This window comes from Endozoicomonas sp. SCSIO W0465, assembly GCF_023716865.1.
Lineage (GTDB): Bacteria > Pseudomonadota > Gammaproteobacteria > Pseudomonadales > Endozoicomonadaceae > Endozoicomonas.
On sequence record NZ_CP092417.1, the window covers coordinates 2,074,524 to 2,097,759 of the forward strand.

The 23,236-nt window shown below is 49.7% G+C and carries 21 protein-coding genes and 1 pseudogene; 12 read left to right on the forward strand and 10 right to left on the reverse strand.

The window, feature by feature from the left end; translation table 11 throughout:
- Positions 1-72 precede the first annotated feature (72 nt).
- The 6 genes from MJO57_RS09035 (at position 73) to MJO57_RS09060 (ending at position 5,635) form a co-directional block, all read left to right on the forward strand.
- Positions 73-1,032, forward strand: coding sequence for a transposase (locus tag MJO57_RS09035; protein ID WP_252020861.1), 960 nt, complete (start codon positions 73-75; stop codon positions 1,030-1,032).
- Positions 1,033-1,447: 415 nt separating this feature from the next.
- Positions 1,448-1,879 carry a flagellar export chaperone FliS gene (gene fliS / locus MJO57_RS09040; RefSeq protein ID WP_252024693.1) on the forward strand — a complete coding sequence of 144 codons (432 nt, stop codon included), beginning with the start codon at positions 1,448-1,450 and terminating at the stop codon, positions 1,877-1,879.
- A gap of 118 nt (positions 1,880-1,997) precedes the next feature.
- Entirely contained in the window at positions 1,998-3,206 is a 1,209-nt protein-coding gene (locus tag MJO57_RS09045; RefSeq protein ID WP_252024695.1) for a hypothetical protein, read from the forward strand.
- A 37-nt stretch (positions 3,207-3,243) separates the two neighbouring features.
- Positions 3,244-3,771: a flagellar basal body-associated protein FliL gene (gene fliL, locus MJO57_RS09050; RefSeq protein WP_252024697.1), complete on the forward strand. Its 528-nt coding sequence runs from the start codon at positions 3,244-3,246 to the stop codon at positions 3,769-3,771.
- Positions 3,772-3,821: 50 nt separating this feature from the next.
- Entirely contained in the window at positions 3,822-4,691 is an 870-nt protein-coding gene (motA, locus tag MJO57_RS09055; protein ID WP_252024699.1) for a flagellar motor stator protein MotA, read from the forward strand.
- Positions 4,691-5,635, forward strand: a complete 945-nt coding sequence (locus MJO57_RS09060) for a flagellar motor protein MotB (RefSeq protein WP_252024701.1) — start codon at positions 4,691-4,693, stop codon at positions 5,633-5,635. The genes motA and MJO57_RS09060 overlap by 1 nt, the downstream gene beginning before the upstream one ends.
- A gap of 20 nt (positions 5,636-5,655) precedes the next feature.
- On the opposite strand, the gene MJO57_RS09065 is transcribed toward MJO57_RS09060, so the two are convergent.
- The 3 genes from MJO57_RS09065 to MJO57_RS09075 form a co-directional block, all read right to left on the reverse strand.
- On the reverse strand, positions 5,656-6,867 hold the full coding sequence (locus tag MJO57_RS09065) for a sensor histidine kinase (RefSeq protein WP_252024703.1): 1,212 nt from the start codon (positions 6,865-6,867) through the stop codon (positions 5,656-5,658).
- Positions 6,868-6,964: 97 nt separating this feature from the next.
- A complete protein-coding gene (locus tag MJO57_RS09070; RefSeq protein WP_252024705.1) occupies positions 6,965-7,627 on the reverse strand; it encodes a response regulator transcription factor in 663 nt (220 codons plus the stop codon).
- Positions 7,624-7,941, reverse strand: a complete 318-nt coding sequence (locus tag MJO57_RS09075; protein WP_252024707.1) for a PepSY domain-containing protein — start codon at positions 7,939-7,941, stop codon at positions 7,624-7,626. Before MJO57_RS09075 ends, MJO57_RS09070 begins: the two co-directional genes overlap by 4 nt.
- A 60-nt stretch (positions 7,942-8,001) precedes the next feature.
- On the opposite strand from MJO57_RS09075, the gene MJO57_RS09080 reads away from it, so the two are divergent.
- Positions 8,002-8,313 carry a PepSY domain-containing protein gene (locus MJO57_RS09080; RefSeq protein WP_252024709.1) on the forward strand — a complete coding sequence of 104 codons (312 nt, stop codon included), beginning with the start codon at positions 8,002-8,004 and terminating at the stop codon, positions 8,311-8,313.
- Positions 8,314-8,354: 41 nt separating this feature from the next.
- On the opposite strand, the gene MJO57_RS09085 is transcribed toward MJO57_RS09080, so the two are convergent.
- The 3 genes from MJO57_RS09085 to rpiA form a co-directional block, all read right to left on the reverse strand.
- Positions 8,355-8,726, reverse strand: a complete 372-nt coding sequence (locus MJO57_RS09085; protein ID WP_252024711.1) for a YgiW/YdeI family stress tolerance OB fold protein — start codon at positions 8,724-8,726, stop codon at positions 8,355-8,357.
- A gap of 815 nt (positions 8,727-9,541) precedes the next feature.
- Complete coding sequence (locus MJO57_RS09090) at positions 9,542-10,654, reverse strand: branched-chain amino acid ABC transporter substrate-binding protein (protein WP_252024713.1); 1,113 nt, start codon at positions 10,652-10,654, stop codon at positions 9,542-9,544.
- A gap of 246 nt (positions 10,655-10,900) precedes the next feature.
- Positions 10,901-11,575: a ribose-5-phosphate isomerase RpiA gene (gene rpiA / locus MJO57_RS09095; RefSeq protein WP_252024715.1), complete on the reverse strand. Its 675-nt coding sequence runs from the start codon at positions 11,573-11,575 to the stop codon at positions 10,901-10,903.
- Between the two features lie 808 nt (positions 11,576-12,383).
- Here rpiA and ilvA point away from each other — a divergent pair.
- Positions 12,384-13,922 carry a threonine ammonia-lyase, biosynthetic gene (gene ilvA, locus MJO57_RS09100; RefSeq protein ID WP_256493338.1) on the forward strand — a complete coding sequence of 513 codons (1,539 nt, stop codon included), beginning with the start codon at positions 12,384-12,386 and terminating at the stop codon, positions 13,920-13,922.
- A 719-nt stretch (positions 13,923-14,641) separates the two neighbouring features.
- Here ilvA and MJO57_RS09105 read toward each other — a convergent pair.
- Both MJO57_RS09105 and MJO57_RS32695 read right to left on the reverse strand, forming a co-directional pair.
- A pseudogene (locus MJO57_RS09105) lies at positions 14,642-15,699 on the reverse strand (transposase).
- 21 nt (positions 15,700-15,720) lie between these two features.
- Positions 15,721-15,843, reverse strand: a complete 123-nt coding sequence (locus MJO57_RS32695) for a hypothetical protein (RefSeq protein WP_256493260.1) — start codon at positions 15,841-15,843, stop codon at positions 15,721-15,723.
- Here MJO57_RS32695 and MJO57_RS09110 point away from each other — a divergent pair.
- The 3 genes from MJO57_RS09110 (at position 15,842) to MJO57_RS09120 (ending at position 19,305) form a co-directional block, all read left to right on the forward strand.
- The gene (locus tag MJO57_RS09110; protein WP_252024720.1) at positions 15,842-17,356 is read left to right on the forward strand and encodes an IS66 family transposase; all 1,515 of its coding nucleotides are present in this window, start codon (positions 15,842-15,844) and stop codon (positions 17,354-17,356) included. The genes MJO57_RS32695 and MJO57_RS09110 overlap by 2 nt on opposite strands.
- 83 nt (positions 17,357-17,439) lie before the next feature.
- Positions 17,440-18,762 carry an ankyrin repeat domain-containing protein gene (locus tag MJO57_RS09115; RefSeq protein WP_252024722.1) on the forward strand — a complete coding sequence of 441 codons (1,323 nt, stop codon included), beginning with the start codon at positions 17,440-17,442 and terminating at the stop codon, positions 18,760-18,762.
- 45 nt (positions 18,763-18,807) lie between these two features.
- Positions 18,808-19,305: a DUF2878 domain-containing protein gene (locus MJO57_RS09120; protein WP_252024724.1), complete on the forward strand. Its 498-nt coding sequence runs from the start codon at positions 18,808-18,810 to the stop codon at positions 19,303-19,305.
- A 63-nt stretch (positions 19,306-19,368) separates the two neighbouring features.
- Here the strand turns inward: MJO57_RS09120 and MJO57_RS09125 are convergent, their stop codons facing one another.
- Positions 19,369-19,854: a hypothetical protein gene (locus MJO57_RS09125; RefSeq protein WP_252024726.1), complete on the reverse strand. Its 486-nt coding sequence runs from the start codon at positions 19,852-19,854 to the stop codon at positions 19,369-19,371.
- A 309-nt stretch (positions 19,855-20,163) separates the two neighbouring features.
- Between MJO57_RS09125 and selD the strand changes: the two genes are divergently transcribed.
- Positions 20,164-21,198 carry a selenide, water dikinase SelD gene (gene selD / locus MJO57_RS09130; RefSeq protein WP_252024728.1) on the forward strand — a complete coding sequence of 345 codons (1,035 nt, stop codon included), beginning with the start codon at positions 20,164-20,166 and terminating at the stop codon, positions 21,196-21,198.
- Between the two features lie 410 nt (positions 21,199-21,608).
- On the opposite strand, the gene ltrA is transcribed toward selD, so the two are convergent.
- On the reverse strand, positions 21,609-23,003 hold the full coding sequence (gene ltrA, locus MJO57_RS09135) for a group II intron reverse transcriptase/maturase (RefSeq protein WP_252024730.1): 1,395 nt from the start codon (positions 23,001-23,003) through the stop codon (positions 21,609-21,611).
- Between the last annotated feature and the right edge of the window lie 233 nt (positions 23,004-23,236).

A 23,236-nucleotide genomic window follows, 5' to 3' on the forward strand; every position in this document is an offset into this window, starting at 1 on the left:
AGACAATTTTCGCAAGCTAACGCCAGCCTGTGGTCACCCCATCCGCATAAAGATTACATCAGGGACTGTACTATGGAAATGGTAACTAACTTCGTTGGTGTGGATGTGGCTTCTCGATGGTTAGACATTTGTCTGCACAATGGTTCTGTTGAACGCATTGACAACTCACTCACCGCAATTACAGAGTGGGTCGCTTCTTTGCCTCGGGCAACAGCTATTGCCATGGAAGCAACGGGTCGTTACCACTCATTACTGGCTTCTGTTGCATTCCAGCATGGTCATACCGTTTATGTACTTAACCCAAGGGCTGTGTATCATTACGCAGCCGGAATAGGTCGTCGGCAAAAGAGCGATAAGGCAGATGCTGCAATTATTCGACGTTATCTGAGCAATGAACATGACAGTCTAAAGCCCTGGAGGCCAGCCACAGCCAACCAGGAACTGATTAAAATGCTAACGAACCATCGTGCGTCAGTAGTCAGGCATCGTCAGGCTATTTCAATGACGTGTAAGTCAATGCCTGTTGAGCTAACAATGCTCAATGATGCCCTGGAGGCCCTGAAAAAATTGATCGATGAGCTGGAAAAAAAGATCATGGAAACCATGAAAAACGAAGATCCGGAGCAACAGGAAGGCTTTAAGGCGATGAAGAGTATTCCGGGCTTTGGTGCATTGAGTTCGGCCTTTTTTTCCAACGAAATGGCCAGAGGAGACTTCAAATCTGGAGATCAATTCATTGCCTTTTTTGGACTTGATCTGCAGTTTAAAGACTCTGGCACGAAACGCGGTCGCCGCAGACTGAGCAAGCAAGGTTCAAGCGAAGGTCGCCGTTTGTTGTACAACGTAGCGATGTCAGCTTGCCGTGGCGCATTTAAACCAATGTATGAGCACTACACGTCCAGAATGAGTTGTACTCAGGCTTTGGTGGCGGTGATGCGCAAACTGCTGCGAATTGCGTTCAGCGTATGGCGTAGTAAGAAAGCATTTGATATGGCTATGTATCGTTCCCCTGTAATGCAAAGTGCTTTATAGGCTTATCACTGGGCCATCAAGGACCTGAGATAATGCAGGGAGGACCTTGAAACTGCTAACGGCTAGGGTTCTTGGCAGTGGTTTCGTTTTGTTTAAAGTTTCAACAAGGCTCTAAAATTTCCACTGATAATTGTTGAAAATTATGTTGACAAGAAACATAGAGCCTCGGGACGGATGAACACAGGGAAGTCAGGAGCAGTCCTGAAATGATTTTCACATTTCTGAATATCAAAACTACGTTCGTCCTGAGCCTGTCGAAGGACCCATAGGGCCTAAAGGCGTGAACTCCGGCCTCATGTATTGTGCCAATCACCCTTCGACAAGCTCAGGATGAACGGAAATCGAGTTCAAAATGTGGAAATTATTTCAGAACAATTCCTAAAGGCTGCAACACTATAGACAACAGAGAGCGTTTATGAAGTCTCCAGCCACTGAGTACACCCGGCGTCAGTACGGGCATATCGCCCGGAAAGACAGTGCTTTTCAACAGACGGCGTTGTTGTACCAATTATTCCTGGATGACCTGGACCGCTGCCACTGCCATATCCACAATAATGACAGTGCTGCCCGGGGCGAGCGGATTCATCACGCCCTGTCTATTTTGATGGTATTAAGAAACCAGGCCCTTGCCATGTTCGATGATCAGCAGGGGCAATCCTCATCTACCAATGAACTGCCAGCCCGATTGCTTGAATTGTATGACCACTGCCTTGCATGCCTGACAGCGGTCATTGTTGATAATGATCTTGCTCCCCTGAACACCGCCAGATCGATGATTGATACCGTCAAAGGTGCCTGGGATGAGTTGGCCATACAGCAGGGGCAGGGGGATATCAGTCAAGGGTAATCATTGGTACTACTCAAACAGCGATCAACTGAAATTTTACAGTACTTCGAATCATGTGAATTATGAATAGTGCGATGAATGTCGCTGAATGTTCATCCTGAACTGAGAGCTATCTCTTATGACTATTGAGACAGTTGGCACAGAGGCGGACAGTGTGATCAATGCACTTCCGGTCTCGTTTATCCGGGAGGGGATAACCGGGCAACTGCCGGTACAGGGTGAACGCCCGGAGGATGAGTTTCAGGCCATTGTGCAGCAGATGATCGAGCTCTCTGGTCTGATCAATCCTCAGTTTGCTTCGGATTCGTCTTCCGCTGCTGACTTGCCATCGACGATCAATAGCAGCACAACGGCTTTTGCGGTCACCGGGGGACAGCAAGACATTCCGACAATAGAGTGGCTTACGTCCGCCGGGGCAGCGATTCCGGCGGCTTACTCCCAACCCGGATGGAATTCAGGTTTACAACAGGTTCTGCCTGAACAACCGGACCAACGGCAAGCGTCGCCCGTATCGCTGACGATCAAGCCTGCCCCTGTGGGGGCAGAGGCAACCCATACCGGTCAGGTGGTGTTACCTGGCGTTCAGCAAGCCATGGAGCCTGGATCACTTCAGCAGTCTACACAGGGTTCTCTGCAACCCTTACCAAAGGGGATACTACCGAATCAGGAGACTGTTGCCCCAGAGTCAACGGTAGAGTTGCCACCACCTGCTCACCAGGAAAGCCAGACACCGACCCCGCCAGCAACAACCGATGTATCGGATACATCTTTCAACCGATTGGAACCGGCCATAGCCCGTCAACCATCATCCGTGAGTCAACCCAACGGATTGACCGCAGCTGACCCGGTGAAAAACTGTTTGATGTTTGGCGGAGATCGTCATGCCCGGGCCGTTGCCGAGTTTCCCGGACTGGGTGCAGTGCAGGTGGTTATGACCCGCAATAACAGTGAGGTCACGGTGAATCTTCAGGCCAGTAAACAGTCTATGCCAACCCTGGAAAGCTGTTCCTCTGTGTTGCACCAACTGGTCAGCGACAGCATTCAGCAGCTGCACATTCACGGTAATTCAGTGCTTAAAGAAGCGCCCGTTGGTTCTTCAGCAGCGGAGTCCGGACTGAAAATAGCCCTCTCATTAACCACGCCTGATCATTCCGGGGCAGACAGGGGAAGGCAGTACCCTTTTGCCGGCGGGTTGCCGGGAACGTCAGACTTCTCTGACACAGACGGGAGTATTGCGGCTCTGGCTGCCCAAACCTCACAAGAATACCGGTCATCCAGTGCGCTGTCCCGTTATCCGGGTACGGCACTTATTGATTTGCTTATTTAGCCCTTCTTTTCCGGAGATGGTTTAACAGCGCTTTCCTATGAATATGAAGATTGACGACGATGATCGTATCATCATAAAGAACAGTGTCAGCACTCAGTGGCCAGCAGTGCAGTGCGGCAAGGTTAATCTCATTGCTCTTATCCTGGCGGGTGTTGTCATACTGGCCATTGCCGGTGCTGCCTATTGGTTTTTGTTCAGGGAGGATGACGACCCGCTATCGTCAGGGTCCACCGCTGCTTTACCCTTACCTGCACACTATCTGTCGTTTAAAGATATGGTGGTCAACCTGGTTAACGATGAAACCTATGAGCTCCATTATATGCAGTTATCCGTTTCGGTCATGACCCGAAAAATCAAGTGCCTTGAACAAATAAAAAACAATCAACCGGTCATTCTCAATGCCCTGCTTGAACAGCTGTCATCCTGGAAATTCCAGGAGGTAATGATTCCGGAAAAACGGGAGGTATTGCGCAAAAAGCTGCTGGAAACGGTTCATCAAACCACAGGGCTATCGCTGATTAAGGGGGTGGAGGATGTCTTTATCACCAATATGGTGATTCAGTAATCACATCAACCTGTGCTATTACCACTTAATGTCAACGTACCGGGTTTCCCATGCTATTGAGAATCGCTGGCTTTGCCATCCTAATTCTGAGTGTTTTTGGTGGGTTTGTCCTGGCCGGTGGCAAGTTGCTGGCATTGTGGCAACCTCCTGAGATCCTTATCATCCTCGGTGCCGCCATCGGTGCTTTTGTGATATCCAATCCGGCCAACGTTCTGAGAATGACCCTCACTCACCTGAAGTACGTGCTGATCAAAAATAAAGAGTTCGACAAAACCTTCTTTATGGATTTGCTGGCCCTGATGTTCCGCCTGATTGAAACCCGACACCGCAAGGGGGTGAACGCCATTGAAGACGATATCGAAACACCGGAAAGCAGTGAACTGTTTCAAAGTTATCAGCGCATCACCTCACACCCACGACTGCTCTACTTTATCACCGATAACCTGCGGATTACCGGGATGGGCAGTATGCCCGGACATGCTTTTGAGGGTTTGATGGAAAGCGAGATAGAAACCCTTGGCGATGATCTGAAACGTCCGGGAAAAGCGCTGCACAGTATTGCTGATGCCTGCCCGGGCTTTGGTATTGTGGCTGCTGTAATGGGCATTGTGGTGACGATGAGTGCTATGGATGGACCGGTAGAACTGATCGGCATCAAGATAGCTGCGGCACTGGTGGGTACTTTTCTGGGGGTATTGCTGTGCTACGGTGTTTTTGGTCCTCTGGCGGCAGCGCTGGAAAGTACTGAGCAGAATGAAATGCTGGCGTTTGAATGCGTCAAAATGGCGTTGCTTGCCAGCCACTCAGGGCTGGCACCGATTACCGCCGTGGATTCCGGGCGACGCCTGCTTTATAAAGAGTTACGCCCTACCTTCCAGGAAATGGAAGATATGCTGCAATCCCTGAGGACGGCGCAGTAATGGCCAAGTCACCGGATAATGAACATCTGATAGTTGTTCGTCGGGGGCGTGGTTCAGACGGCGATGGGCACCACGGTGGTAGCTGGAAAGTGGCTTTTGCCGATTTTGCCATGGCCATGATGGCGCTGTTCCTGGTGCTCTGGCTGGTAGCTGCCACCACACCTGTGCAAAAGGAAGCCATTGCCACCTATTTTTCTGATCCGGGATTTTTCAACCGGGTTAGCAGTAACACACCGGTGGAGATGCAGGGCGACTACTCAATATTACGGGGACTGCCCGTGCAGATACGGCCTACGCCCTCCGGAATGACGGGTATGGAGATGGCCGGTCAGAACGCTAACACCGCCGACGGAATCGCTGCCATTGTGCTGGCATTATCGAAACTGCCAAAAGAACAGGCCGATGCGGCAAAAGAAATTCAGCTGCGGATCTGGCCCAGAATGATTCTTATGAGCCTGGTTCAGGATAAGGCCGGCCCCATGTTTCCATCGGGCAGCAGCCAGCTGGTACCATTTTATGAAGATTTGTTGATTGCCCTGGCTCCGGTTCTGGCCAAGCTGCCCTTCAAAATCATTATTACCGGGCACTCCGATGGCGTGATTGGTTCCGATCTTAACACCAGCATAGAACCCAACCGGATAAACTGGGAACTTTCCGGACAACGGGCGGAAACGGTGAGGGAAGTCATTGTTTTCACCGGCGTGCCGGAAGATCAGGTGATGCTATTAGTCGCCATGGGGGCTAACCAGCCTATCCGGGGGTTGAATCCGGATTCAGGATTAAACCGCCGGGTCGACTTTATGCTGGTTCCCCGACAAGATGCCAAAGCCTTGCGTCAGGAGTTCCGGCATAAAGAAAAGACCTCATCTCCGGTTCCTTCATCAGACATGAAAAAAGCCATCCAGCAGGCCTGGGATAACCGTTACCCGCAGCCTTCGAAGTGAACTGCCGTTAGTACATGGTATTATCCCGGTGACCGGGGCAGCACTAACTGTACCTGCAGCCCCCCCATGGCACTGGAAGCAAGGGCAAGAGAGCCCTGATAGCTATGGGCAATCTCCTGAACAATATCCAGCCCAAGGCCTGAACCCGGGACCTGTTCATCCATACGAACCCCGCGCTTCATAACCTTGTCCATTTCTTGCGGTGTCAGCCCCTGACCATTGTCGTCAATATAAATAGACAACTGATGCTCCTGCTTAACCCCGTGAACCCTGATCAGGCCTGCAGACCACTTAAAGGCATTTTCAATCACATTACCAAGAATCTCTTCCAGGTCACGCTCTTCGACCGTAACCCAGACATGATCATCCAGCTCATTCACCAGCACCACATGACGATGGGCGTATACCTTGTCAAACGCCAGGGTAATAGCGTCCACCACGGCAGCCGGGCAGGAGCGGGCCGCCAGAATTCGGGCAGAGCCAGCCATTCTGGCCCGCCCAAGATGGTAATTGATTCGGTTCTCCAGCTGTTCAATGGCCGTCAGGAATGCCGGCCGGTATGAATCGGGCAACGTCGCAACCTCATTAACCAGAATGGCCACTGGCGTTTTCAGCGCGTGAGCCAGGTTTCCGGTGTGATGACGGGACCGCTCCAGCAACTCGGCATAATGAAACAGCAGCCGGTTGAGGTCATCCACCACCGGCTGAACCTCTTTGGGGTACTGCCCCAGCAGGCGGTCAATCCGGCCATCATGGACCGATTGCAAATCCTCTTTAAGCATCGCCATAGGCCGCAGGGACCAGCGGGTTTGCAACGCAATAAACAGCAGGGAGCTGAAAGCAACCACTGCCAGGGCAATCAACATGCCTCCGGTTAACACGTCGTAAGTTTCGTCGGTCGGCTGACTGTCAACGGCCACCGTTGCCTTGATCATTGCCCCGCCAGCACCCAACGATAATTGACGCTCATTGAATATCAGCGCCTGATAGTCGGGCTCTTCCCCCTGACCAATATCAAACCGGGCATCCCACAAGGATCGGGAGCGTAGCACACTGTTCTCTGTTTCTACCTGCCAGTACCAGCCACTGTATGGCTTACGAAAGCGGGGATTAGAGAGCAGTCCCTTCATAGACAGTTGACCATCCGCTTTCAGACCAACAAAAGCGGTAATTTCGTCCAGATAGAGTTCGGTCTGCTCCGTCAGCTGGGCATAAAGATAGTTGTGTACCACCCGTGGTATGAACAGCCCGGCGGCAATCAAAACCATTGAGAGCCAGATAAATGCGCCCAGTAATAAACGGTAGCGAAGGGAGTGCTGAAGAACAAAGTTACGTAAGCTGACCAAGCCGATACCCCAGTCCACGAACCGTTCTAATGACGTCCGGGCTTATTTTGCTGCGAATCCGCCGGATAAACACCTCTATGGTATTGGAGTCCCGATCAAAGTCCTGCCGGTAAATATGCTCAACCAACTCCGAACGGGAAATCACCCGTCCCTGGTTATGCATCATATAGCCCAGCATTTTCAGCTCCAGTGCGGTGAGCTTCACCGGCTGCCCCTGCCAATAAACAGACGATGTCCTTGTGTCGAACATCAGGTCACCGGAAGTCAGAACGGGAGAAGCCTGACCATTGCTCCGGCGAATCTGAACCCTGAGCCGGGCCACCAGTTCGGCCATTTGGAAGGGCTTGCAAAGATAATCATCCGCACCGGCATTCAACCCTTCAATACGGTCATGAAGGGAGTCCCTCGCACTGAGAATAATCACTGGCAGGCAGCTGTTTTGCTCCCTCATTGCCCGAAGAATACTGAGGCCATCCAGCTTTGGCAGGCCAAGATCAAGCACGACGGCATCAAAACTCTCTTCTGTCACCTGATACAGAGCGTCAATACCATCGCAGGATGATTCCGCCAGCCATCCAGCGTGCTCAATGGCCTCAACGATCTGCTGGTTAAGAACCGGCTCATCTTCAACAATCAGAATTTTCATGGGTTCTGCCTGACGACGGTTTCCAGATTTGCCCCTTCCACCTCAATAATCCTCAGGGTTTTAGCCTCCAGCTCAACTTCGATAATACGACCATCATCCTGTAATAGGCGCAACTCGTAATACCAGTTCAGCCAGTCCTGCTCCAGCTCTACCCGAACAATCCGGCCATGAAACTGCCTGCTGATCGCATCGACCAGTTGCTGATAACTGACCGCATCACCGCGCTTAACGACACTGAGAGGCTTGCTGTCAGCTTGGCCCCACAGTGGCAAGAAACCGGTGGCTATGACCAGCAAGAAGGTGAGCATTTTCATTTGAACATGCGGCTCATAGAAATTAGAATCCTGACGAATTCTGAACAGGAGAGTGGCATAGTGTATTCCCTGGTATGCCGATGGAAAAGCATTAGATCGTTATTACTGGCCAGTAGCACCTTTGCCTCCATCGCCCTTGTGGTCATCCAACCATCGCAGGCCATTGCACTGGAAGAAAAATCCCCCATATCCATTCTGGAAGTGGTCAATCGGGCTACTGAAAACGGGTATAGCGATATTCGTGAGATAGAGCTTTCAAGCGGTGGCAAGGTGTATGAACTGGAGGCACATGACCGCCACGGACAGGAAGTGGAAATAACAATTGATGCGACAACCGGCGTTATTCTCAAGGTGGAAAAAGAGAACGAATAATCAGAGATATCGGGCATTGTAAAATGCCCGATTGGTGATCATTACAGTACCTGAACCCGGTCAACCTCGAATTCTTCCTTCCAGGCTTCGTATTCACCGAACAGGCGCAGGCGAGTCTGTTCATTGATGCTTTGACCCAGATAGATATCATCATCCAAATCAATCACTATTTCAGACTGACCATCTGATAACAGAAATTTACCATTAGCCAGTTGTCGTACGATTTTACCTTCGATGATGGCATTCTGTTCACCGATGGTCATCTTCTGCAGCGTTACCAGGGGGGTCAGATCCACCGGACCGTTAAAATGCATAGGATGTGGTTGACCATGCCCGTCATTATAACCATCAGCCAGAGCCAGAGAAGGCAGCAGGATAACAGAAGTAGCAAGGGCAATAATTGTCTTACGCATAATGAACACTCCATCTATGTTCGTTTTGATGGAAGCTATTACAACCGCCCGGGGCTTAATGATTCATGAAAACCCCGTTCATCTGCCGTTCATCATGGTGTTGTTAACATAATTACCAAGCGTTAATGCTTTTTTTATAAGGCTATCTTCTTGTCCCCCTGCATTAACGAAGATACCTGGTTATCCAGGAAAGTGCTTCCCCATACACTTTGCCTTTTTCTTTCTTTTCAGAAAACCTCAACTTTTTTTGTGCACAGCCTTAGACTTTGTATGAAGCGAATATCTGGGCAATTTCAAATAGAATAAAAAAACCGGTATCAGCGATACCATTTTCCACGTTCACTTTAATTACCATTTGTGGCTTATAGAAATCCTGCCCTTTCAGGCAGGGCACTATTGCAGGAAAGCGCTAAAATCCATACAGCCAACCCCCTCGTTCCCATGCTCTGCGTGGGAATGCATACCGGAGCCTGACGGATGGGAAACAATTTGCTTGTGTCCGGAATCATGAGAGTTTAATGGGAGGGCCACAGTTGCACAGAGGCTCGGTATGCATTCCCACGGAGGAGAGGTTGTCGCAAAACCCTCCGGACACCTCGTTCCCACGCTGTGCGTGGGAATGCATACCGATCCTGCCACAAATACCATACTCGCATGGAGCCCCCGAAAACCCTACCAGGCAGTGGCTCTTTCTCATGCTGCCAGATCCGTATGCATTCCCACGCGGAGCCTGGGAACGAGGATTTGCGACACTCTCCAGACCGTGGGAACGAGGGGGGATATATGGGTATTAGCGCTTACCAGCACTATTCTGATTACCTGGTCAGCGCAGTTTTGCTACCATCAGCATGCCACTGATAAACAACAAAGCTGAAGTCCTTCAGGTCACCTTTGCCATCAAAACCAAGATCACCTGTTGGTGTTTTGAAGTTATTAGCACGCAGGCTACTAGCAACTTTCTCAGGATCTTCACTGGCCGTCAGCTTCATGCCATCCGCCATGACCTTCACCGCAGAGTAAGCAGGGAAGACAAATGGGCCGGAAGGATCTTCACTTTTGGCCTTGAATGCTTCGACCAGCCTGGCATTGGCCGGATCCTGGTCAAAGCTCTTGGGCAGAGTCACCAGCAGGCCTTCTGAAGCGGCGCCGGCAATGGCAGAAATATCCTTGTTGCCAACACCTTCAGGCCCCATGAACTTAACGTCCAGACCTTTTTCAGCACTCTGACGCAAAATCAGACCCAACTCAGGGTGATAACCACCGTAATAGACGAAGTCAACATTTTCTTTCTTGAGCTTGGCAATCAGGGCTGAGAAGTCCTTATCGCCAGCAGTCACACCTTCATACAAGGCAACGTTAATGCCCGCTTTCTTAACTTCGTCACGAACGCTGGAAGCCAGGCCTTCACCGTACTGCTGCTTATCGTGAATTACGGCCATTTTCTTTGGCTTCACGGCGTTAATGATGTATCTGGCAGCCGTTGGTCCCTGCATACTGTCCAGGCCAATGGTTCGGAAAATCAGCTCATAGCCACGGGTAGTGATGTCCGGACTGGTTGAGGCGGCGGTGATCATCAAGACACCTTCATCTTCATAAATATCAGAAGCTGGCTGAGTAGATGAGGAACAGAGATGGCCGACAACAAAACGAATATCGTCGTTTACAATTCTATTGGCTACCGCTACGGCTTGCTTGGGATCACAGGCGTCATCATAGACAACCGCTTCCAGTTCCTTGCCGTTGACACCACCAGCCTTGTTGATCTGCTCAATGGCCATTTTGGCGCCAATGAACTGCATATCGCCGTACTGGGCAACCGGTCCGGTGACCGGGCCGGCCAGGGCAATTTTAATGCTATCGTCTGCAGAGGCGATTGATGCACTGCCCAGAGCTGCGGTACCCGCTAAAACAGCCGTTAAGACAGCCATTTTCCTGTTAAATGATTTCAGCATGTCAGTCACTCTTTATTGTTATTTTTCCAGCCTGAATTCACAGAGCGTTCGTCCGGGAGGAGTACTCCCCCCAACACTCAAACCTGAGCCAGAGACTTGGCAAAGCGAAGGCCGCGAAGCTTTTTTATTATTAGCAATAGCTATATTAAGGTTTTTTTCTATTCATTCCAGCCCCATGCTACGGTTTTTTGTGAAAATCCGGCGTTTGGTGTTTTATTCTCATCACCTGGCTGTCATTGTTTTGACCCCATCGTTGGTGCCCAACAGCAGCACATCAGCGGGTCGACAGGCAAACAGACCATTGGTCACCACGCCAACAATCCCGTTTATCTGTTGTTCCAGTTCAACCGGGTTCAGAATCTTCATATTCCAGACATCCAGAATCACATTACCATTATCGGTCACAACGCCTTCGCGATAGGCGGGATCACCTCCCAGTTTCACCAGCTCCCGGCCAACATGGCTGCGCGCCATGGGAATAACTTCCACGGGCAATGGGAATTCACCCAGCACACCAACAGCCTTGCTTTCATCGGCAATGCAGATGAACTCTCTGGCGACCGCCGCAATAATTTTCTCACGGGTCAGTGCGGCACCACCACCTTTAATCAGGTGAAGATGCTCGTTGGTTTCATCAGCACCATCAACGTAAAAACGCAGGTCAGACACCGTATTCAGATCATAGACGGGAATACCGTGGGCCTTCAGTTGCCTGGTAGATGCCTCAGAGCTGGATACACAGCCATCAAAATCATCCTTGTACTCAGCCAGCGCATCAATAAAAAAGCGTGCAGTAGAGCCGGTGCCAATACCAATCACCATATCTTTTTCAAGATGTGGCAGGATATATTGCAGTGCGGCTTCAGCCGTGGCCTTCTTGAGCTGATCCTGATTCATAAGTTTACCTATAGACTGCCAAGCATAATATTTCGGAAGACAGATAAAATAAAATGGCTTTTCCGGAATGTAAATCCCACTATTTCTTTTTCGGAGTGAACATTACCACCTGATCGACACTATGTATGAAATGTCCTGATGGGCCTGTGTATTCCGTGAGCCCTAGGAGCCTGTCGGACTTAAGGCTGTCCTACTGCGGTTGCGATAAATTGGTCTAAAAATTCCTGCTTCTTCGTCAAATAGCCCTGCTATTCTCCTCAGAATCAGAAATTTTTATCCTCAATTTCTCGCAATCCTCGCTACGGACGCTTAAGTCCGACAGGCTCCTAGTGCAGAAAAGCGCTAATACCTATACAGCCAGACCCCTCGTTCCCATGCTCTGTGTGGGAATGCATACCGGAGCCTGCCAGATGCAAAACAATCTATTTATGCCCGGAATCATGAGAGTTTAATGGAGACCCACAGTTCCACAGAGGCCCGGTATGCATTCCCACGGGGGACCGTAGGAACGAGGTGCATTTTCTGCCATCCTCGCAACGGGCGCTATTCTCGGTCAGCCTCCTGGTACCTGCTGAATCAGCAGGTGTTCTGTCTGGTGAGCCATTATCCGATAAACCATCCATCATTATTGCCTCTTATCTGGTCAAAGCGTGAGCCTCAACGGGCCAATGACGGAATGTAGATGACTATTGCATGTTTACAAGGGGGATTCTGCGTTCATTGGGTTGGGTACTGTCGCACAGCACGGTAAGATACACTCGTTTAACATTACCCCTTATGCATTGGCTGAACTCAAAATAACGCAACCATTAAATACCAGCAGGACAGCATGCCACACCGCTATATACGAAAAATACTGGAAGCCAGGGTCTATGATGTCGCCATAGAAACACCGGTTGATGAGGCTCGCTTCCTTAGCCAGCGCCTGAATAACCGGATTCTCCTGAAGCGGGAAGACCTGCAGCCGGTGTTCTCCTTCAAAATCAGGGGCGCTTATAACAAGCTGGCCCAGCTCACGACGGAAGAGAAAGAGCGTGGCGTCATTGCGGCTTCTGCCGGAAATCATGCCCAGGGCGTAGCCCTGGCCTCCCGGGAGATGGGCATCAGGGCCACCATCGTCATGCCGGTCACCACTCCCGAGATCAAGGTGAAGTCTGTACGAGCCTACGGCGCGGAGGTTGTTCTGCAGGGTGACGCTTTTGACCAGGCACTGGCCCACTCTTTTGAGCTGGTCAAAAAGCACGGCTACACCTTTATTCACCCTTATGATGATATGGATACCATCGCCGGCCAGGGCACGATTGGCATGGAGATTCTGCGCCAGCATACCGGCCCCCTGCACGCTGTATTTATCCCTGTTGGCGGCGGCGGTCTGGCAGCGGGTATCAGCGCCTACATCAAGTATCTGCGACCCGACGTCAAAGTGATCGGTGTAGAGTTTGAAGAGTCGGCTTGCCTGAAGGCTGCTCTTGAAGCCGGTGAGCGGGTTGTCCTGCCTTATGTTGGTATCTTCGCCGATGGCGTAGCGGTGGCCCAGATCGGTGCAGAGACATTCCGGATCTGCCAGCAGTGCATTGACGAAGTCATCACCGTCACTGCGGACGAAATCTGTGCCGCAATCAAGGATATCTTTGATGATACCCGTTCTGTCTGTGAGCCTGCTGGCGCACTTGGCATCGCCGGCATGAAGAAGTACGTGAGCCGGGAAAAGGTCCGGGGTCAAACCCTGCTGGCAGTCGATAGTGGTGCAAACATTAATTTTGACCGTTTGCGCTATGTCTCGGAACGAACAGAGCTGGGTGAAAAGCGTGAAGCAATCATCGCGGTGACGATCCCGGAGCAGCCCGGCAGCTTTAAACAATTCTGCCAACTGCTGGGTCGAAGGAATATTACCGAGTTTAACTATCGCTACCATAACCCGGACAAGGCCAGAATCTTTGTGGGTGTTCAGGTTCACCCGGATCAGATGCCCATCGACCAGCTGATTAATGAACTCCAGCAACACGGTTATCCTGTGATTGACCTGACCGATAACGAAATGGCCAAACTCCATGTACGACACATGGTGGGTGGGCATAGCGAAGCGGTAAATAATGAGCAGGTTTACCGGTTTGAATTTCCGGAGCGCCCGGGTGCCTTATTGAACTTCCTGAGCAAACTGGGTCAGCGCTGGAATATTACCATGTTCCACTATCGTAATCATGGCGCTGCCTATGGGCGAGTTGCAGTAGGTCTGGATGTCCCCAAAGAGGAGCACCAGCAAATCCCGGAATACCTCGATGCCATTGGCTATCGCTACTGGTCTGAAAATAATAATGAAGCTTATAAAGCATTTCTGGGCGATTAAGTGACATAAAGACTGGCTGGTCTGCCTGAAGCAAATGAATCCGTTTCTCAGGCAGATCAATCGACGTCAATATTGGCATCACTGTGATTAACGTCATTGGTCGTTTTGTGTTTCAGGCAATGTTGCAATGATGCTGCAATGATTCTGCTGCCACTAGGAGGCTGACCGAGAATAGCGCCCGTAGCGAGGATGGCAGAAAATTGAGGATAAAAAGCCGGAAATTTTTCGTGAATAGTGGTTTTATTTGCTAAAAATTTCCGGCTTTTTAGACCAATTTGCTGCCACCGCAGTAGGGCAGTCTATTCTCGGTCAGCCTCCTAGTACATGGTTTCAATGCGTTTGACGGGTTGTCGTTATCATAAGCCTCCGCACTCCGTTCGTCCTGAGCCTGTCGAAGGGCGCAAACTACGGCCCATGATAGATCGTGCCAAACACCCTTCGACTCCGCTCAGGATGAACGGAGATGGTACACGTCAATCTCATTGAAATGATGTACTAGCCTTATCAGTGCAGACCAGATAGAGAGGTGGGAAAGGAACTCTTCAGTCACAGCTTGCCACGTAATCAGCGGCAAGGAATCAATGCGAAACTTTTTTTCCAGGTGACACTCAAAAGAAAGCCAGATTGATTCACTGGCGTTAACAATCGCTTGCCCTCATAAACCAGAAAGTTCAACGATTCTCACTGCTGGATAACGGCTTTTTCTTTAATAACTGAAGTTACGCAGCTAACAGCTCTCTCAGCTGCCCCAACGAAGCTTTCAGCCCTGCCATATAGATTTTGGCTCTGAGCTGAAAGTGATTCAGATTTACTTTCAATGACAATACTTCCAACCTGAAGGCTGAGTAAATTGAAAGAAAGATATGATTACTCTGTGTTCTCACAGTATGCGCCGGTGACTTGGCCATTGACGCATTCGATTTCAGCGTTTTATGGAAGACCTCGACTTTCCACCGTTTCTCGTAGATTGCCTTGAGAGTCTCGGCATCACAGTCAAGATCGCTGCAAACCAGATAGAGAATGCCTGTGCTTCCGTCTTTGTTTTTAAAGACCTGACGGTATAGCAGAACAGGGAAATCGACACCTGCTATCCACCCTTGTACAGGCTTATCTTCTGAAAAATCAACAGTATCTATACGCTGTGAACGGCCTTGTAATTTGTCGTCCAGACTGAGGGATACCTTGCGGTTTGACTTCATCGCCATCAGGAAATGTTTATTACAGTCGTGTCGAATAAACATCATATTGTCGTTTGAGCAAAACCAGCTATCTGCAAGGACATAGCGGAACATAAGCTGGTTATGGCAGCAAATCATCAGCATCTCCCGCATCATTTCATTTTTGGTTTGCTCTGCATATCGTCTTACCTTTTTTGTCTTCAAGTCGGTGTACAGGATGGTTTTCTCGATCAATTTATAGGCGACAGGAATCGACGCATCTCCGGCTGGTAGTGTGCATTGAGCAGATTTATACCTTTCACGGTGCGATTTTTTGTATGATCAAAATGCCAGGTGTTCAGGGCATTCTCTTTGCTGAACTGCTTTTCCTGAATCGTATCGTCAAAGATCAAAACCCCATCACTGCACTCAACCTGTCGCACGACGGGTTTAACGTAAAGCCATAAGTCACGACTGGTAAACTCATTGTTTGAAAGCAATCGGGTGAATTGGTCATGACTGTAGACATTATCCAAAAGCTCTGACACTCCCGTTGCAGTGGTCTTCCCAGACGACGACAACAGGTAGTCAGAATAAAGTTCTATGAGATCATTTTTCATGCCACCAATAATGGCTGATTTTCAGCAAGGTGCGTAACTTGAGTTAATAAATGGTAACTGTTCAGCACCCCCACATAAATCTGGAATTTTCTGATTTTTATACCATCCTCTTAAGCACCATTTTTCCACAATATTCGCCAGCATGATTCCAGAACTACCCGCAACTATGTCGGCTGAGATTCTCTTGAAAGAGAATGCAGAGCTGCGGATGAGAGTTGCCTGTCTGGAAGAGCGATGTCGAGAATTGGAAGAAAAGGTTGGCAAGAACAGTCAAAACAGCAGCAAGCCGCCATCGTCTGATGGTTATCAAAAACCTTGTAAAAACAGTAATTCTCCAGATCATTCTGACGACCTTTCCGCAGATAAAGGTACCGATCCATCGGATGAAAAACCCAATCCTAAAAGTCTGAGACAGTCTTCTGGTAATAAAGCCGGTGGAAAGAAAGGGCATCAGGGCACTTGTCTTAAACAGGTCGATATCCCTGACTATATTGAGTACCTTCCGGTTAAAGAATGCAATAAATGTCAGTCGTCTCTTCTTGATAGTGAGCCGGTCAAATATATTGAACGACAGGTGTTTGAACCAGGGAGACCGGGTGAATTTGAAGTAACGGCCCATAGAGCTGAAGTAAAAATCTGCACTTGTGGTTGTCGGAATCAGGCTGAATTCCCGGAAGGTGTTACCGCTGCCGCACAATATGGCTCAGCCACACAGGCTATGGCCGTCTATCTTAACCAATACCATTTCCTGCCTTTTAAGCGCGTGTCAGAGTATTTTAATACTCTCTATAAAATGAGTGTAAGTGCAGGCACTGTCGCCAATTTTGTGGCCAGAACCTATGAAAATCTGGCTTCTACTGAAGAGGTTATTCGTGACGCCTTGCGGGAATCGTCTGTTGCCGGAGCCGATGAAACGGGTATGCGGGCCGAGGGCTCTTTGCACTGGCTACACGTTATGCGGGATGAACAATGGACGCTCTACTACTTGTCTGAAAAGCGAGGTCGTGAGGCCATGGACACGATGGGCATACTGCTAACATTTGCAGGCGTTCTGGTTCATGATCATTGGAAATCCTATTTTGCATATGCGGCAACTCACGTACTTTGCAATGCCCATCACCTGAGGGAGCTTTTGGGTGTTGTTGATAGGGACAGCAATCAACTGGCGTTGCGATTGATGAAGCTACTGAGGCTTTCCTGGCATTACTGCAAGGGCTTTAAGACCATAGGTATGCTACAGATGCCAAGTGTTGTCTGTGAACGAATCGAGAAGATTTATGACCGGTTGCTTCAGCGGGCTCTAATGAAAGAAGTCGTCTATATGGAGAAGCAACGAGAGGAGCTTAAGCGCAAGAAAGTCAAGAATACTAAAGCTTACAATCTCTTCAAACGACTCACTGAGTTCAAGGCTGAGACACTGCGCTTCATGTCAGATTTTACCATTCCCTTCGATAACAATGGCAGTGAGCGGGATGTTCGAATGGCCAAGTTAAAGCAGAAAATCTCAGGCTGCTTCAGGAGTGCAGACGGTGGTTCTATGTTTGCACGGATTCGCAGCTATTTGTCGTCTGCCAGAAAACAGGGAATGGACATATATCAATCACTTCATAGAGCTGTTCGGAATTACTGTAATATGCCTTTGCTCAGTGCTGAATAGTTACAATAAATGTTTCTCAGAGAACTTTGAATATGTATACCCGGTTATTATCATCACCACCACCACCTTCTTACCAGCAAGTAATGCTAGCCTGCGAAAAAAACCAGGTTGCCAGTGCTGACCCGTTGCCTGCTCCCGCCTCCGGGGTTGATTACGGCGAACATGCTTTAGTGACGGCCTGTCGCAACAATGACCTGGAATTTCTGACTGCCTCAGAGCAACTCCGTGCCGGCATCAACTACCTTTATGAGAATAAAAAAGAGCTCTCTCAAGTCGAACAGTCGGTCAGCCTACTGCATATTGCCTGTTACGAAAACCACCCTGAGGTTGTGAAACTGTTGCTTGAATCGGGTGCAAACCCAGACATAAAGTTACCCAAGTCAGGTCTTACGCCTATCGACGTAGCCTGTGCTGACAAGCAGTTGCATCAGGAGATAATTTCGTTGCTGGCGAATTATCTGTTTCCACACCGGTTGGACGTTAATACCATCCGCTGCGTCACCTCACCGGACTATCCAGGTGACTTTACTCTCCTTCAGTTGGCCTGTCGTTCAGGAAATGCTCATGCCATCAACACGCTGTTGAACAACCAGGCTGACCCGAAACAGGTAGCACCCGGTTGGAAGGTACCCCCGCTGCACTTGCTCTGTGATACCGATATTGTTGACACAGACATCATAAGTCGGCTTGTGGCAAAAGCCCCCGTTAATAGCCGTTACCGTGGATCAACTGCCTTGCACACACTGTGTAGCGGTAAACAGTGCAATCAGCAGGTATTGGATGCTCTGTTGGCCAAGGGAGCAGACGTCAACGCTATGACACCAAAGGGAGTCACTCCCCTGATGCTTGCCAGTCAAAACAACGCCTGGCTGGCCAGTCATCTGATCTCGGGCGGTTGCGTTGATGTTAATATGGCCGATTCCCGTGGCTGGCAGGCAATTCACTACGCCGCCCAATCGGGCCATGAAACAGTAATCAATATGCTGTTAGATAAAAGAGCGGATGCCAATGCAGAAAACCACAAAGGAGTCACTCCCTTGCACCTGGCCGTAATGGGAAAACACGAATCGACGATATACGCTTTGCTGGATCATGGTGCAGACATATCCACTAAAGCGCCCGTTACTGCTTACTCTCCGGCCGAAACCTGCAAGATCACCACGTTGGTGTTTTGCGGTGTGATATTTTGCCCTATGACCTGGTTGTTATGGGGTGAATATCGTGATCGGGTTTTGCAGGACAAACCCATCCATGAACGTGAGGTCAGTAGATATGCCCAGTCATGCTGCCCTGCCCACTGCAGTTTGTCGCCGCTGGAACTGGCCGATGAAGGGTTGCAGGAACGAATGATAAGCCGGACTATTACAACAGACCAGCCGGGAAGCTTACCAAACCCTCCAACATGATAGTCAATGGCAAGATGAATGATGACGACAGACCAGATAAAACTGATGATAAATTACTTACTGTTTCAGGCAGGCTGGTTTGCCTGTGTGCTTGGAGGCAATCAAATTGCCATGGCAACAGCAGTGATCATTCTGTTCATTCATTTACTCTGGATAGGTAGCTGGCATCAGGAAAAACAAATACTGGCTCTTACCTTTCTGCTGGGGTGTGCGATCGATAGCTTTCTTGGCAATATGGAAATCCTCCAGTTTCACACGGATGACGGTGGACGGATTTTACCACTCTGGCTGGCCTGTCTGTGGCTGATATTCGCCACCACTCTCCGGCACAGCCTTGACTGGTCTCGAACCCATAAACTCTATGGAGCCATACTCGGTTTCTTTGGCGGGCCATTAAGTTATTTGGCAGGATCAAAAATGAGTGATGTAACGCTTGCCCAGCCGTTATGGCAGACACTGATGATCCTTGCCATTATCTGGGCACTTGTTATTCCAATACTTCAGCTCTTTTCGCAGGCATGGCTGAATAAAGCGAAAAACTGATCCGGGCTAGGCTTTTCAGTTTCACAAGGCTGCAACTGCCTTAAGAAGTCAAACAATAAAAAGTCAATCAACTTCTGCCTCGAACTCTTTATAAGCAAAAATTCGGTTGATGTGATGACTCTTGGCCAGCTTTTTAAACCAGTATGTGCACCATTGCTCAGGGGTTATTGAGTCTGCTGAGAAGGGAGTACTCGCCGCAAAATAATCAATCGGAATACCCTGATCCTCATCATCCAGCACATTAAACAGTATCCCGGGACCGGCGGTAGAGCCGTCATCCAGAAGCCGCGCCTTGGGATGAAAGATCATATCGATAGTAACGCGCCAGATATCACGTTGATTAGACATCATCAGGCGAAAGCGCGCCGTATCAAACTGGGCCCCTGAACCTGCTTTAATAAACTGTTCAGACTCAAGCCAGGAGGGAAATTTACGGATAACCAGACCTTCGATCTTTCGATCACCACTGGCAAACCACTGTTGTAACGCTGCCGAGTGTTGCTGCAGCAAATCATCGATAGAAGAACAAGGCAAAGTGAGTGCTCCCATCCGATTCTCCTAATCCATCAATTATCGCTATTCTTCTTTCGCTTCGGGTCAATCCGGTCGGATAAGTAGCTGCACATAGGGTGACGACAATATGTTTGCTACTTATCGCTGACGCCCAGAATTACCTTTTATCACAGAGATGTGACATTAGAAACCTCTGTTTTCTGTTTTCTGTTTATGCCCCGTCAATGTATTCAATCTTTTCGTACTCTTTCGTCCTTAAGTACTTCGAGGCATCGAGGCATTTAATGAAGCGGTTCCCGATGCTAAAGTATCGGCGTTTCAAGCGTTAGCTCAGGGGTAGTACCGATGAAGGATCTGAAGCTTACAGAGTACAGTCATGGCGCGGGATGTGGCTGCAAAATTTCACCACAGATGCTTGATGGTATTTTGAAAAGCAACCTCTCTCTTCCAGAGTTTCCTAATCTGGTGGTCGGTCATTCCAGCAATGATGATGCGGCCGTTGTTGATTTAGGTAACGGGGAAGGGATCATCAGTACTACCGATTTCTTTATGCCGATTGTCGACGACCCATTCGATTTCGGCCGCATTGCTGCCACCAATGCCATCAGTGATATTTATGCCATGGGCGGCACTCCCTTAATGGCCATTGCTATTCTTGGCTGGCCTGTTAACAAGCTGCCTCCCGAAGTTGCCGCTCAAGTAGTAGACGGGGGTCGTCAGGCCTGTGCGGATGCAGGTATACCTCTGGCTGGAGGCCATAGTATCGACGCGCCTGAGCCCATCTTTGGTCTTGCAGTCACTGGTCGTGTATCTCTGGAGCACCTGAAAAGAAATGATCAGGCTCAGGCTGGCCACAAACTGTATCTGACCAAGCCTCTTGGCGTTGGTATTCTCACTACTGCCCAAAAGAAAAAGCTGCTGCAGGATGAGCACCAGCATATTGCCCGTGACGCCATGTGCACAATGAACAGCATGGGTGCCGACCTGTCCCTGCTCAATGGCATCAGTGCAATCACCGACGTTACCGGCTTCGGTCTGCTTGGCCACCTTCTGGAGGTTTGTGAAGGCAGCAAGGTCAGGGCCACTCTGTATACTGACAAGCTGCCACTGCTCCCCCATGTCGAAGCCTATCGGCAGCAGGGCTGTGTTCCTGGTGGAACTGAAAGGAACTATGCCAGTTATGGCCACAAGGCAGCCAGTATCACAGAGCAACAGAAACACATTCTCTGTGATCCTCAAACCAGTGGTGGCTTGCTGGTTGCAGTAGACCCGGCAGCAGAACAAGCCTTTCATAATATTGCGGCCCGGTTTGAGTTGTCTCTGGAACCAATTGGAGAACTATCACCTTACGACGGTGGTCACTGGGTAGAGATCGTTTAAATTTTCCGGAAGCGTTCTGCTGTGGCTGTTCCTGCGTTATCCTGCCTCTAGTGTAGAAAAGCGCTAATACCCATACAGCCAGACCCCTCGTTCCCATGCTCTGCGTGGGAATGCATGCCGGAGCCTGCCAGATGAAAAACAATCTATTTATGCCCGGAATCATGAGAGTTTAGTGGAGACCCACAGTTCCACAGAGGCCCGGTATGCATTCCCACGGGGGAGAGGTTGTCGCAAAACCCTGCGGACACTCTGGACATCTCGTTCCCACGCTCCGCGTGGGAATGCATACCGATCTCGCCACAAATACCCTACTCGCTGGAGCCCCCGAAAACCCTACCAGGCAGTGGTTCTTTCTTATGCTGCCAGATCCGGGTGAGTAGACCTGCCCGGTCACCCGGGCAAGCCCCTCCTCAGAACCGGACTTGCGGAATTACCGCATCCGGCTCCCGATAGACCCGTGTCCCCACACATGTTCGGTGAGACCGGAACATTGACACCGTTTTCCAGCTCTCTGGATACGCCAACACTTTAAGAATTTTCACCAGCTTTCCCCAGCTCAAGTATCCTTTTCCTCCCTGACGATTAAGCCATCTGTGGATCGTTCGTTTGCCTTGCAGAATGAACTGCCTGACCCGTCCTTGATTGTCTGTGATCCCATGATAGTTGATCCATCCCTTGATCCCCCGAATCGCTCTCTTCAGCGTTTGCACACGGTCAGAACTCAGGCGCTTCCAGAGGAACTCCCTTAACCCTTTGAGCTTCGATGCAAAACGATCTTTACGGCTGGTGAACTTCAGTCGCCAACCACCTTTTCGCATCTTACCCCAGTAACAGGTGAACCCCAGGAAGTTAAACGTCGAAAGACGCTTACCTGATTGATTGGCCCTCTGAGCTGCAATCCATCCTGCAGGAATTATCTGCGATTTCTCTCTATGCAACTCCAGACCAAACTTCTCTAACCGTTTTGGCAACACTTTATAAAAGCGCTCTGCTTCACTGGCATCCCCAAAAAGGAATACCATATCGTCAGCGTACCTCACCATTTCCGCCCGCCCTTTGATGTGAGAACGGCTTACCTCGGCAAACCATTCATCTATCACGTAGTGCAGATAGATATTGGCCAGCACTGGCGACAGGATAGCCCCTTGCGGACATCCTTCCCGATTGTCGGATACTTGCTTGTGTTCCATCACAGGTGCTGTAATCAGGACTTCTATCAGCCTGAGAAAACGCTGGTCTGATATCTTCATTCGCAAAATCTTCATCAGCTCCCTGTGAGGAATTCTGTTGAAGTACTTGCAGATATCAATTTCTACCACAGCACCATCCCGAATTCGGGAACTGGACTGCAGCAAAGTCCTCAAAGCATCGTGACAACTCAAGCCGGGCCTGAATCCGTATGAGCACGGTAGAAACAGCGGTTCGTATATCTTGCCAAGGATTTGACTGGCTGCAAGTTGCACCAGTTTGTCTTCAAAGCAGGATATGACCAGTGGCCGTTTGCTCCCATCCTCTTTCGGGATTTCAGTGACCCTCGCGGGTTTTGGCCTGTAAGTCCCACGGCGAATGCGCTGGAGAAGGTGTTTCAGATTTTCATCCAGTTTTACGCCGTAAGTCTCCTTTGTCTCACGGTCAATACCTACGGCTTTATTCCCGTTCAACCGATGGAATTGCTCCTTCAGCATGTCAACATTTAGCAGGTGACCAAGGTTATTGAACACCATTTGTCTGTCGTATGCCGATTTCTCACCTATGCGCTCAAGTTTCGTTAACCATGATTGTCCGTCGTTGCTGAGTACGGTCATTGTTTCTCTCTCACGCTCGATCTAACTGCCAGCCCTTCGCTCCACGGTCGTTACCCGCTTCATCACTACTATGACTGACTCCGACTTCCATAGAGCCATCTGTAAAGCCTCGTGTTTTGCACTTGTACTTAACATACTCAATCCTTTGAGAGCCCTATGGATCTCCTGGGTTCAGTCGTATATCTCTATAAACTCGCCGACGCCTGCGACTCCGGAGGGTAGTGCTGTTCGGA